We start from the raw sequence: 11,724 nt of genomic DNA, 5'->3' as shown, positions 1-11,724 counted from the left end.
ATCATGGACCTGTCACAGATCAATCCACTCCTGCTTCTGGCCTCACTGATGGTGGCGGCCACCCCGATCCTGCTGGCCGCAATCGGCGAAGCGGTGGTCGAGAAAGCGGGCGTTCTGAACCTGGGTGTCGAAGGCATGATGATCACCGGCGCCGTGGTGGGCTTTGCGGTGACGATCAACAGTGAAAACCCCGCCCTCGGGTTTCTGGCGGCCGCATTGGCCGGGGCGGGCCTGTCGATGCTGTTTGGCGTGCTGACCCAGTACCTCCTGTCCAATCAGGTGGCAACCGGGCTGGGGCTGACGCTGTTTGGTCTTGGACTGTCATCGCTGATTGGCAAACCCTATGAGGGGATGAAGGTCGAGACACTGGCGAAATTTGAGATCCCTCTGCTGGCCGATATTCCGGTTCTGGGCCCGGTCCTGTTCCGGCATGACCCGATGGTCTATTTCAGCGTGCTGCTGATTGCGGTGGTCTGGTATGGGCTGACCCATACACGGGCGGGCCTGATCCTGCGCGGTGTGGGGGAAAACCATGACGCCGCCCATGCGCTGGGCTACAAGGTTATCCGGGTGCGGCTGATGGCGATTGCCTTCGGTGGCGCCTGTGCAGGGATGGGCGGGGCCTACATCTCTCTGGTGCGGGTGCCGCAATGGGTGGATGGGATGACGGCTGGCGCGGGATGGATCGCGCTGGCGATTGTCGTCTTTGCCTCCTGGCGCCCCTGGCGGGTGCTGCTGGGCGCTTATCTGTTCGGCGGCATTTCGGTGCTGCAGCTGAACCTGCAGGCGGCGGGTGTGCCGATCCCGGTTGAAGTGCTGGCCAGCTCCCCCTTCGTCATCACAATTCTCGTCCTCGTGGCGATCTCGATGAAAGGGGATCACGGCGCACCGGGGGCCCTTGGCAGGATTTTCCATGCAACACATTAAGGCGCAGGCAATCACGTGAAACGGCAAGAGGTCATCGACATCCTGGACGGCAGCCACCCCACTTTCGGGGGGATCGTGGCGCGCGGCATGGATGCGCTGATCCTGCTGTCCGCCGTGGCCATTGCGCTGGAGACCGAACCGGGGCTTCCCAAGAACCTGCGTCACATCCTGTTTGGCTTCGAAGTGCTGGTTCTGGGGATCTTTACCGCCGAATATCTTCTGCGGGTGACCTGCACCCGCCCCCGGCTGCGCTATATCTTCAGCTTCTGGGGGCTGGTCGACCTGCTCACCATTCTGCCCGCCATCGCCCTTCTGACCCCGCAATGGCAAGCCGTGCGGATCTTCCGCCTGCTGCGTCTGGTGCGGCTTGTCAAACTGTTTCGCGGCAGCCACGCGATGGAGCGGCTGGCAACCGCCTTTCAGGAAGTGCGCGGCGAGCTGGCGATCTTTGGCATCATTGCGGGGCTCATGCTCTATGTGGCCTCGGTCGGGATCTATATCTTCGAACATGATGCCCAGCCCGAGGTGTTTTCCTCGATCCCGCAAAGCCTGTGGTGGGCGGTGGCAAGCTTTACCACCGTGGGCTATGGCGACATGGTTCCGATCACGGCAGGCGGGCGGGTCTTTACCACATTTGTGCTGTTTTTGGGGCTGGGCGTGATTGCCGTGCCCAGCGCCATCATCACCACGGCGCTTCTTGAGGCCGATACCAACATCCAGAAAAAACTTGCGAATTCCGCCTCGGAGGCGGACAAAGAAAACCAATCGAAAACTGCTCAATCCACCAAGGGAGAATAATATGCGTGCATTGAAATCACTGCTGGCCGGTGCAGCACTGGTCGCGGGCCTGGCGGGCGCGGCGCAAGCCGAAGACAAGACCAAAGTCGGGTTCATTTTCGTGGGGCCCGTGGGTGACGGCGGCTGGACCTATGAACACAATCAGGGCCGGCTGGCCGTGGAAGAAGCCTTTGGCGACAAGGTTGAGACCATCTATCAGGAAAGCGTGCCGGAAGGGGCGGATGCGGAACGTGCGATTACCCAGATGGCGCTGGCCGGGGCAGACCTGATTTTCACCACCTCGTTTGGCTACATGGATCCGACCATCAACGTCGCGCAGAAATTCCCGAACGTGAAATTTGAACATGCCACCGGGTATAAAACCGCGCCGAACGTGTCGAACTACTCGGCCCGCTTCTATGAAGGTCGCGCGGTTCAGGGCCACATTGCGGGCAAGATGACCAAGACCAACACCATTGGCTACATCGCCTCTTTCCCGATCCCGGAAGTGATCCGCGGCATCAACTCAGCCTTTATCCACGCCAAGAAGGTGAACCCGGATGTGCAGTTCAAGATCATCTGGGCCTACACCTGGTTTGATCCGACCAAGGAAGCGGATGCTGCCAAGGCCCTGATCGAGCAAGGCGCCGACGTGATCCTGCAACACACCGATTCAACCGCACCGCAGGCTGCCGCCAAGGAAGCCGGCAACGTGATCACCTTCGGTCAGGCCTCGGATATGGCGGAATACGCCCCCTTCCCGCGTGTCTCGTCGATCATTGACAACTGGGGCCCCTACTATGTCGCCCGCACCAAAGCCGTGATGGATGGCACCTGGCAGTCGGTTGCCACCTGGGACGGCATTGGCGCTGGCATGGTGGGCATTGGTGAGATCACCGATGCGGTTCCGGCTGAGGTGAAGGCAGAAGCCGAAGCACTGGTTGCCCAGCTCGCCTCGGGCGAATACCACGCCTTTACCGGCCCGCTGAACAAGCAGGACGGCAGCGCATGGCTTGCTGATGGTGAGGTCGCAGATGACGGCACGCTGGCTGGCATGAATTTCTACGTCGAAGGCATTGACGCAGAGATCCCGTCGAACTGATCTCCTGTTTCAGGATCCTCGAAAGCCCCGCCCTGTGCGGGGCTTTTTTCTTGGTCCGGGCGCGACGGAAACCCGCCGACATTCCGTATCATGAATATATGGACATGAACGGAGACCTGCCATGACACGCGCCTTTCTCACCACCACCGCAACGGCCGCCTTTCTTGCAGCCCTCGCCCTCCCTGCTATGGCTCAGAACCAGCCCGGCGCCCATTTCATCGAAATGTGGGACCTGAATGAAGACGGGCAGGTTACGCTGGACGAAGCCCGAGAGCGACGCGGCGACATTTTCTACACTTTTGACAGCAATGACGATGGCGTCCTCAGCGCCGAGGAATATGAACCTTTTGATCAGGCCCGCGCGCAGGACATGCAGGAGCATGGCCTGTCTGGTGGGCAGGGGATGGGCAAAGGTCAGGGTCAAGGCAAAGGTCAGGGCAAAGGCATGGGGCATGGCCAAGGCAATGGCCAGGGTAATGGTCAGGGCAAAGGCCAAGGAAACGGTCAGCGGAATGGCTCTGGAATGGGACAGGGAATGGGTGAACATGGCGCCGCCCGTTCGATGGAACGCCAAAATGCCGACCTGGATGGCGACGGTCTGGTCACGCGGGAGGAATTCCTGCAAGGGCTGGAGCCATGGTTCACCCGGCAGGACCGCAATCAGGACGGTGTCATCACCCAATCCGATTTCGGTCGCGGTTGACCCCTGATGAGACATCTCGACATCCCCGCCCTCGGCGGGGGTGTTTTTTGCTCATAATGCGCTTGGGGACCAGAGCCAGTGAACAAACAAGTGTCCCAGGTTTTTCCTGCAGGGTTTCAGAGACGGAAACACCTCGGTGCCGCGTATCAGTTTCAGACGCACACACAGGACCTTCATCATGCAAAAAGCCCTGCTTCTATCCGTCCTCATCGCCATCGCTCTGCCCCTGAAAGGGATCAGCGCGTTTTCCCCCGCCGGTCAGGATTGCACATCTGGCCACGACAGCCACAACGCGCGCCCCGCCTTGCATCGGGACTGACACAATCGAAACAAGTTGGGCCGCCGGATGTCTTCCTGACCTGTCCCCGCCCGGCGGCCCGCTTGCCGCCCTCGTCTTTGCACGAGGGCGGTTTTTCCCTTTTCCTTCCGGCAATTCCAAGGCAGTGTCGCGCCATGACCGAGCTGATTTCTCTTGATGGCACACCCGCCGGGCGCTGCGCCTTTGGCACGATGCAATTTGGCGCCAAGGCCGACGAGGCCGCATCGGCGGCAATGTTTGACGCCTGCCTTGAGGCGGGCATCACCCATTTTGACACGGCCCATCTGTACACTGGCGGCGCATCGGAAAAAATCCTTGGCGCCCTGATCAAACCCCATCGCGAGCGCCTGATCATCGCCTCCAAGATCGGCTACCGAACTCCCGACAATCTGGCCTCATTGCGCGAAGAATTTGACCTGTCACGCAGGCGGCTGGGGCAGGAGGTGATCGACCTCCTCTATTTGCACCGGTTCAACCCGAACCTGCCGCTCGAGGCGCAGATCACAACCCTGGCCGAGTTGCAACAGCAGGGGGCGGTGCGCTATCTGGCCGTCTCGAACTATGCCGCATGGCAGGCGATGAAAGCCCAGTGCATCGCGCATTCCATGGGCACCAGACTTGATGCGCTGCAACCGATGTATTCCCTGGTCAAACGTCAGGCCGAGGTAGAGATCCTGCCGATGTGCGCCGCCGAAGGCATCCTGCCGCTGACATATTCACCGCTTGGCGGCGGGCTTTTGACCGGGAAATATGCCGAAGGTGGGGCTGGACGGCTGACCGAAGACGATGATTATGCCATCCGTTATGGGCCGGGCTGGATGCACCATGCGGCACAGCGGGTGAGCGAGATCGCCAGAACCCTCGGCACCCATCCAGCCACCCTGGCCGTTGCCTGGGCTGCGGCCCACCCAACGCGCCCTGCCCCCATCCTTTCCGCCCGCTCAGCCGAGCAGTTGCGCCCCTCACTTGACGGGTTGCAATACCCGATGGACGACGCCCTCTATGCGCGTCTGTCCGCCCTCACCCAATCCCCACCCCCTGCTACGGATCGTTTGGAAGAACATGTTTGACTTTATCATTATCGGCGGCGGCATTGCCGGGATTTCCGCAGGCGCCCGCCTGTCCAGCCTGGGCCGCGTTCTGGTGCTCGAAGCGGAAGAGGGTCTGGCCTACCATGCCTCGGGCCGGTCTGCGGCAATGTTCGAAGAGAATTACGGCGCGACAAGTGTCAAACTGCTCAGCCAGGCCTCACGCCCCCATCACGAGGCGGCAGATGTGCTGACCCCGCGCGGGTTGATGGTGCTTGCCCTCGAAGGGCAGGAAAGCCTGTTTGAAGACGACCTGACTGAATTGCGCCTGCCCCGGATCACGAAAGAAGACGCCCATGATCTGGTCCCGATCCTGAACACGGATCTGATTGTCGGCGCAGGATATCACCCCGATGCGTGGGATCTGGATACCGACCTGTTGCTGAACGGCTTTGCCCGTGAGTTGCGCCAGAACGGAGAGATCCAAACACGGGCGCGGGTCACCGGCATCACCCGCCTGACACATGGCTGGCAGGTCGAAACCACAAACGGGTGCCATGACGGGCATATTCTGGTCAATGCCGCCGGTCCATGGGCGGATGACATTGCCAACATGGCCGGGGTCGCTCCGGTGGGGCTGCAGGCCTATCGCCGCTCCATGGCCCGCCTGCCGGCCCCGGATGGGCAGGATGTAAGCAACTGGCCAATGTTCATGGGAGCCGGGGAAAGCTGGTATGCAAAGCCGGATGCAGGTGCGCTGATCGTGTCACCTGCCGATGAAGATCCCTTGCCCCCGCAGGATGCCTGGGCGGATGACATGGTTCTGGCCGAGGGCCTTGCCCGTTACGAAGAGCATGTCACGACACCTGTCACACGAATACTGGCGAATTGGGCAGGGTTGCGCACATTTGCACCGGATCGGTCGCTGGTGCTGGGCCCTGCCCCGGCGGATCAGGGCTTTATCTGGTGTGCCGGACAAGGGGGATACGGGATGCAATCCGCCCCTGCCGCGTCACAATTGCTGGCGGACCTTGTTGCGGGGCGTCAGCCGGATCTGCCGGAGGAGATCGTCCGCACCCTGACCCCGGATCGGTTCAGCTGAGTTCGCTTCCCGCGTGTCAGTGCCCCTCCTCGCCGCTCAGTGTCCCTCAGTGCCCCTGTGCGTCCACTTTGATGGCCTCCCAGTGAAACTTTCCCGCGCTCTGAAGTGCAAGCCCGACGCAAAGCTCAAACAGGTCACTGTCGGGGGCTGGCTTCGTGGTTGAGACGCGGAAGGCCTCGGACGGTTTGGCCCCTTTCAGGGCGCCATCCGCCCAAAGCTGCGTCATCAACGCCTCGGCAATCAACCGCGCTTCAGATCGGCGGCTGTCGACATCCCGTGCAACCATCAGGCGCACCAGTTCTGCCCGCAGCGTCAGCCGGGTTTTGCGCAGCAATCTCAGAACCCGCAGCCGGGGTGCATCATGCCCGGCCCGGCTGAACACTCCATCAGGAGGTAAAACCACGCCTTCTCCCAGATCGCGCAGCACATTGATATTGCACCGTGCTGCCCGGGGTTCCAACCGGCCCGGCATCACACCCATCCCGGTCAGAGAGCAGCGTTTGCCGGTAACCGGCGCCCAGACCCCACGCTGCCGCGCGACGCGATCAAGCAGGCCCGCCACGGCCCCGGAGGGGGGCAGGACCCGCGCAGGGGCCTGACCTTCTGTGAGCAGATTGCCCAGTGCAACCGCATGCTGGCTGCGCCCCAGCCCAAACCCGTCAAACCACCGATCCACGGGAATATCCGCGCAGGTCGGGGGATCAAGCAGCAGAAAGATATCTTTCTCAACGCAAAGCGCATGCAGCTTGCGATAGATCGCACGGGCCTCTGCGGCCGGCAGGAAGGCCAGCGCGGGGGCGGCCATCATTTCCACCCGTCCGGGCGCGAGTTCGCGCAGGACAGAAAGCCCATCTTCTGATGTGCCCCACGGGGCCTTCATCTGGGTGGCCAGAGCCTGTTCCCACCCAGCCTGGCCGGGAAGAATTTGATCCGGGCCGGGGTCGAAATCAGATTGGCCCGTTCCCCCGCCGCCCCCCTTTTCCGCCCCTGCGCCGACCTGACCAGCGATCAGATCCGCAGCAAGATCCTCTGCCGGCAACACCTGCACGCGACTGTTGTCTGCGGCTCTCAAATGTGCCGGGGTTGGGTGACCGATGCCCACGCGCAGCACCTTGGCCGTGCGTCCGCCCTGTTCAAAAAACTGGCGCAGCGCAGCAGCCGTCACGAAAGTGCCATCATCAACACCAAAAATCAGCTCTGCCTGAAACGCGGTTTTCACGCTGACCGGCACGCCCACGGGCCCCTTTGCAAACGGCCCTACAAACAGGACCACGCCTTTCCCCAGCCATTCAGGCGGGCAACGGTTGTCTTGCAAGAACACGCCGGGAGAGATCGGGAATGCCATAATGCGCCTCTTTTCCTTTGCTGGTGTCACGCCGTTTCGGGCGGATGCGCCGGGCGATCAGCCCAGCAACACGTTCAGGTGCTTGACCACGGAGCGCGCCAGCACATCCGGTTCATACCCGCCTTCAAGCATCGACAGGATCCGCCCGTCAGCATGTTGATCCGCCACGTCCTTGAGGCGATGCGTCACCCATTCGTAATCTGCATCCACCAAATTGACCGATGACATGTCATCGGCGGTATGGGCATCGAACCCGGCCGAGATCAGCACCAATTGCGGTTTGAAATCATGCAGATGCGGCAGCCAGTGGTCGCTTACGGCCTCGCGGAACTCGGTGCTGCCTGCGCCTGCGGAGAGGGGAATATCGACGAGGTTGTCGGTTTCCTTCTCGTGCCCCGTAAACGGATAGAACGGGTGCTGGAAGCTGGAGCAGAACAGCACGCGCGGCTCTTCTTTGAAGATCTCTTCGGTGCCATTGCCGTGGTGCACATCGAAGTCGATGATCGCGACACGCTCAAGCCCGTGGGCCTCAAGCGCATGGGCGGCGGCAACGGCGATATTGTTGAACAGGCAAAACCCCATCGCCTCGGCGCGTTCGGCGTGATGCCCGGGCGGGCGCACGGCGCAGAAGATCGGGTTGGCTTCGCCGGACATGATCAGGTCGACCCCCATCACCCCCGACCCGGCGGCGCGTTCGGCCGCGCGGAGCGTGCCGGGGCTCATCACCGTATCGCCATCCACTTCGATCGACTGCATCCCCTCACCCGGCGCAATCGCATAGACCCGGTCAAGATATTCAGCCGCATGCACCCGTTCGAGCTGTTCACGGGTGACCAGCGGCGCGTCCCGGTGCCGGATCACGTAATCCATCCCCGACATGATCAGCTGGTTCATGATCGCATCCAGCCGTTCCTTGGTTTCCGGGTGCATCGCCCCCGCGTCATGATCCCGGCATTCCGGGTGTGATATCATTGACAGCATCTGGTCCTCCCTTACCTCTGCCTCATTCTTTTTGGTCTGTCCGGTGCAACGGCACCTTTACGGACCGTCAGATCCACCTCTCAACGATCACCAGTTCACGGTCATCGGGATCGGGGCGCTGGGTGAAACCCAGCTCTTTCATCAATCGCAGCATCGGTTCGTTTTTCTTCAAAACCGAGCCTTCGATCACTTCCAGCCCATGCTGGCTGGCGGCATGGAACAGGCCTTTCATCAGTTTGGTGCCAAGGCCCTGATGCTGGATCCGGTCCGAGACCACGACCGCAAATTCGCAGGTCCGCCCATCGGGATTGATCACATAGCGCGCCACGCCAACCTGCACCTCGCTCCCGTCAAGTTCGGCCATGGCGACCAATGCCATTTCGCGGCGATAGTCGAGCTGGGTGAATTGCACCAGCATTTCCGGGCTCAGCTCGTTCACCTGCCCCATGAAACGCATCAGTCGCGCTTCCTCAGACAGGTTGCGGGTGAACTCCTGCACATGGTCCGCATCATCGGTGCGGATCGGGCGGATCATCAACGGCGTTCCATCGGTCAGATAGGTCTGGCGCATCAGGTGGCGCGGATAGGGGTGGATCGCCAGGTGATCATAGATCCCGTCACTGGCCGGCGGGCGGGCCACCTCGATACGTGCATCCACAGCCAGCACCCCATCCGGGCCAGCCATCAGCGGGTTGATGTCGAGCGAGAGCACCTCTGGCAGCTCACTGACAATCTTCGAGACGCGTTTCAGCACATCAACCACCGCCGCCCGGTCCACCGGGGCGTAATCCCGGAACCGGTCCAGCGCCTTGGACACTTTGGTCCGGTTGATCAGACGGTTGGCCACAACCGAGTTGATCGGAGGAAGCGCCACCGCGCTGTCGCGCATCACCTCAACCATGGTGCCCCCCGCGCCAAACAGGATGGTTGGCCCAAATACCGGGTCACGGCTGGCGCCGATCACCAGCTCACGGGTCTGCCGCAACTGCGCCATCGGCTCAACCGTGACACCGTGAATGGCGGCCTCGGGCAGCGCCCTGCGCGCGTTGGCGACAATTTCATGAAACGCCCGTTTCACGCTGGCCGCATGGGCGATATTGATCTTGACCCCCCCCACATCGGTCTTGTGGGTGATATCGGGCGAGTTGATTTTCATCGCCACCGGGAAGCCCACCGTTTCCGCAGCCACCAATGCGGCGCGTGGGTCAGTGGCCTCGATCGTGATATTCACCGGGACGTGGAACGCGCGCAAAAGCGCCTTGCTCTCCGTATCCGACAGCATCTTGCGCCCCTCGGACAGGGCGCCTTCGATGATCATCCGTGCCCCGTCATAATCCGGCTGCGCTTCTGGCGGCAGCGCGCGCGGCATTTCCAGCGCCAGCTTGCGGTTGCGATGGTGCTTTGCCAGATAACTGAACCCCTCAACCGCGCGTTCCGGGGTCTGGAAATCAGAGACCCCGTTCTCGCTGAGCAGCTTGCGTGCCTCCAGCACCGAGCTTTCGCCCATCCAGCAGGCCAGAACCGGCTTTTTGCGCCGCTTCGGCAACGCGTCGATCACCGCGCGGGCCACGGCGGTCGGGTCGGTCATCGCCTGCGGGGTCAGGAGCACCAGAACCCCATCATTGTCCGGATCCGCCATCGCGGCCTTGACGGCCGCATGATAGGCCTCGGGGCTTGCATCGCCCAAGATATCCACCGGGTTGGCGTGGCTCCAGAACGGGGGCAGCACCTGATCCAGCGCGGATTTCGTCTTGTCCGACAGCGGCGGCAGTTCGAGCCCCAGATCCACCGCGCGGTCGGCCGCCAGGACCCCGGCCCCGCCACCATTGGTCACGATGCAAAGCCGCTTTCCGCTGGCTTTTTTCGAGTTGGCAAGGATTTCGGCAGCGGCAAAAAGCTGACCCAGCGTATCGGCCCGCACAGCCCCGACACGCTCGATGGCCGCATCAAACACCGCATCCGACCCGATCAGCGCCCCGGTATGGGTGTGGGCCGCTTCGGCACTTACCGCGTGGCGGCCCGATTTCACGACAATCACCGGTTTCATCCGAGCAGCGTGGCGCACAGCGGACAGGAAGCCGGGCGCATCCCGCAACCCTTCGACATAAAGCAAAATGGCATCGGTCTTGGGGTCGGTCGCCAGAAACTCCACCACATCGCCAAAGTCGATATTGATCGAATTGCCCAGAGAGACCATGGCCGAAAACCCGGAATGGTGCGGGCCGGCCCAATCAGCAATGGCAGACAGAAGCGCACCGGACTGGGACACCAGCGCAAGCCGCCCTTCAGGGGCCTGGGTGCGCAGGAAAGACGCGTTCAGCCCCAGCCACGGACGGGTCAGCCCGACACAGTTCGGCCCCAGGAAACGGATCCCGTATTTCCGCGCGGCGGCGATCGCTTCGGCCTCAAGCCGCTTGCCCTGCACCTTGTCTGCCGCCCCTTCGCCAAAGCCCGCGGACAGGACAATCGCATGTTTGATCCCTTCTTCTCCGAGATCGCGCAGGATACCGGGCACCACCCGGGCCGGAGTGGCAATCACGGCCAGATCCACCTCTTCTGGCAGATCGCTTGTGCGGGCGTAACAGGGCACCTCCCCCAACGTCTCATGTTTCGGGTTTACCGGGAAAATCCTGCCCTTAAATCCCCCTTCGCGAAGGTTGGCATAGGTGAGCGCCCCTACGGAGTTTGAGGTCACACTGGCCCCGTACACCGCAACGGAACGGGGGTTAAAAAGCAGGTTGAGCGGGTGGGCGTCCATTGCGCACTCCTGAAGAAGCCGGTTGCCCCGCCCAACACCATGGTGGCGGGGATGATTTTGTCATAACTGACCTACACAAAACCGCTTTGACCTTCATCAACCAAAAGGCGTTATGTGGTGGTGGCAGATCAAAAAATCTGGCCTCAGCGCGGGTTTATCCAAGTGCCTCCCCCAGCCGGAACAGTCTCTGCAGCTTAAGGCGCCAGATCAATTTCGACACGTATGCAACAGGCCCCGATGGGCTGATGTGACAAAAGGTCAAGGGGCAGGGCTGAGCTTGACCTGATACTCCCATTGCGGAATTCTCTTACTTTATCGAACTGCCAGCAGGAGCAGAAACATGACCAAATTCAACGTCCCCGACATGAGTTGCGGCCATTGCAAAGCCTCGATCACCAAAGCGCTCGAGGGGGCTGGTGACGGGGTTGAGATCAGCTTTGACATGGAAAATCGTCAGGTGGCCGTATCGGGGCTTTCAACGGATCGGGTGATTGAGCTGCTGAATGAAATCGGGTTTCCCGCCACCCCCACCTGACGGACCCGGCACCGCCAAAGACGGGCCAGCTGACCTCATTCATAAAGGGGCGCTGCCCCTCGCCTCTTCGAGGCTCACCCCGAGGTATTTGAAGCAAGAAAAAGAGGCTGCCAGAACGGTCTTTTTTCTTGTCACAAATATCCCTGC

The 11,724-nt window shown here is 61.5% G+C and carries 11 protein-coding genes; 8 read left to right on the top strand and 3 right to left on the bottom strand.

What is annotated here, in order from left to right; all coding sequences use genetic code 11:
• Nucleotides 1-3 precede the first annotated feature (3 nt).
• The 7 genes from K3J57_RS02185 (at nt 4) to K3J57_RS02155 (ending at nt 5,958) form a co-directional block, all read left to right on the top strand.
• Nucleotides 4-927: an ABC transporter permease gene (locus K3J57_RS02185; protein ID WP_055188214.1), complete on the top strand. Its 924-nt coding sequence runs from the start codon at nt 4-6 to the stop codon at nt 925-927.
• Between the two features lie 15 nt (nt 928-942).
• Nucleotides 943-1,725 carry an ion transporter gene (locus K3J57_RS02180; protein WP_259793747.1) on the top strand — a complete coding sequence of 261 codons (783 nt, stop codon included), beginning with the start codon at nt 943-945 and terminating at the stop codon, nt 1,723-1,725.
• Between the two features lies 1 nt (nt 1,726).
• Nucleotides 1,727-2,806 (top strand): BMP family ABC transporter substrate-binding protein, encoded by a 1,080-nt coding sequence (locus K3J57_RS02175; RefSeq protein WP_259772966.1) that lies wholly within the window; start codon nt 1,727-1,729, stop codon nt 2,804-2,806.
• 121 nt (nt 2,807-2,927) lie between these two features.
• Nucleotides 2,928-3,509, top strand: a complete 582-nt coding sequence (locus K3J57_RS02170) for an EF-hand domain-containing protein (protein WP_259796885.1) — start codon at nt 2,928-2,930, stop codon at nt 3,507-3,509.
• A 178-nt stretch (nt 3,510-3,687) separates the two neighbouring features.
• The gene (locus K3J57_RS02165) at nt 3,688-3,828 is read left to right on the top strand and encodes a hypothetical protein (protein ID WP_259793741.1); all 141 of its coding nucleotides are present in this window, start codon (nt 3,688-3,690) and stop codon (nt 3,826-3,828) included.
• Between the two features lie 134 nt (nt 3,829-3,962).
• A complete protein-coding gene (locus tag K3J57_RS02160; RefSeq protein WP_259796883.1) occupies nt 3,963-4,898 on the top strand; it encodes an aldo/keto reductase in 936 nt (311 codons plus the stop codon).
• A complete protein-coding gene (locus K3J57_RS02155; RefSeq protein ID WP_259796881.1) occupies nt 4,891-5,958 on the top strand; it encodes an NAD(P)/FAD-dependent oxidoreductase in 1,068 nt (355 codons plus the stop codon). Before K3J57_RS02160 ends, K3J57_RS02155 begins: the two co-directional genes overlap by 8 nt.
• 46 nt (nt 5,959-6,004) lie before the next feature.
• Here K3J57_RS02155 and K3J57_RS02150 read toward each other — a convergent pair whose 3' ends face one another.
• The 3 genes from K3J57_RS02150 to K3J57_RS02140 all read right to left on the bottom strand — a co-directional run bounded on the left by K3J57_RS02150 (nt 6,005) and on the right by K3J57_RS02140 (nt 11,042).
• Entirely contained in the window at nt 6,005-7,303 is a 1,299-nt protein-coding gene (locus K3J57_RS02150; RefSeq protein ID WP_259796878.1) for a hypothetical protein, read from the bottom strand.
• A 57-nt stretch (nt 7,304-7,360) separates the two neighbouring features.
• Nucleotides 7,361-8,284 carry a histone deacetylase family protein gene (locus K3J57_RS02145; RefSeq protein ID WP_259776609.1) on the bottom strand — a complete coding sequence of 308 codons (924 nt, stop codon included), beginning with the start codon at nt 8,282-8,284 and terminating at the stop codon, nt 7,361-7,363.
• Nucleotides 8,285-8,351: 67 nt separating this feature from the next.
• Nucleotides 8,352-11,042, bottom strand: coding sequence for a bifunctional acetate--CoA ligase family protein/GNAT family N-acetyltransferase (locus K3J57_RS02140; protein ID WP_259772972.1), 2,691 nt, complete (start codon nt 11,040-11,042; stop codon nt 8,352-8,354).
• A gap of 340 nt (nt 11,043-11,382) precedes the next feature.
• Here K3J57_RS02140 and K3J57_RS02135 point away from each other — a divergent pair, with 340 nt between their 5' ends.
• Nucleotides 11,383-11,577 carry a heavy-metal-associated domain-containing protein gene (locus tag K3J57_RS02135; protein ID WP_259796875.1) on the top strand — a complete coding sequence of 65 codons (195 nt, stop codon included), beginning with the start codon at nt 11,383-11,385 and terminating at the stop codon, nt 11,575-11,577.
• Nucleotides 11,578-11,724 lie beyond the last annotated feature (147 nt).

The organism is Aliiroseovarius crassostreae, from assembly GCF_025137635.1.
Lineage (GTDB): Bacteria > Pseudomonadota > Alphaproteobacteria > Rhodobacterales > Rhodobacteraceae > Aliiroseovarius > Aliiroseovarius crassostreae.
The sequence above is the reverse complement of the archived record's forward strand: the minus strand, read 5'-3'. Positions and strand labels throughout refer to the sequence as shown.

Excerpts from the sequence above, each read along its gene's own strand:
- K3J57_RS02135 (WP_259796875.1), top strand. The coding sequence starts at position 11,383 with ATGACCAAATTCAACGTCCCCGACATGAGTTGCGGCCATTGCAAAGCC.
- K3J57_RS02175 (WP_259772966.1), top strand. The coding sequence starts at position 1,727 with ATGCGTGCATTGAAATCACTGCTGGCCGGTGCAGCACTGGTCGCGGGC.
- K3J57_RS02145 (WP_259776609.1), bottom strand. The coding sequence starts at position 8,284 with ATGCTGTCAATGATATCACACCCGGAATGCCGGGATCATGACGCGGGG.
- K3J57_RS02150 (WP_259796878.1), bottom strand. The coding sequence starts at position 7,303 with ATGGCATTCCCGATCTCTCCCGGCGTGTTCTTGCAAGACAACCGTTGC.
- K3J57_RS02185 (WP_055188214.1), top strand. The coding sequence starts at position 4 with ATGGACCTGTCACAGATCAATCCACTCCTGCTTCTGGCCTCACTGATG.
- K3J57_RS02160 (WP_259796883.1), top strand. The coding sequence starts at position 3,963 with ATGACCGAGCTGATTTCTCTTGATGGCACACCCGCCGGGCGCTGCGCC.
- K3J57_RS02170 (WP_259796885.1), top strand. The coding sequence starts at position 2,928 with ATGACACGCGCCTTTCTCACCACCACCGCAACGGCCGCCTTTCTTGCA.
- K3J57_RS02155 (WP_259796881.1), top strand. The coding sequence starts at position 4,891 with ATGTTTGACTTTATCATTATCGGCGGCGGCATTGCCGGGATTTCCGCA.
- K3J57_RS02165 (WP_259793741.1), top strand. The coding sequence starts at position 3,688 with ATGCAAAAAGCCCTGCTTCTATCCGTCCTCATCGCCATCGCTCTGCCC.
- K3J57_RS02140 (WP_259772972.1), bottom strand. The coding sequence starts at position 11,042 with ATGGACGCCCACCCGCTCAACCTGCTTTTTAACCCCCGTTCCGTTGCG.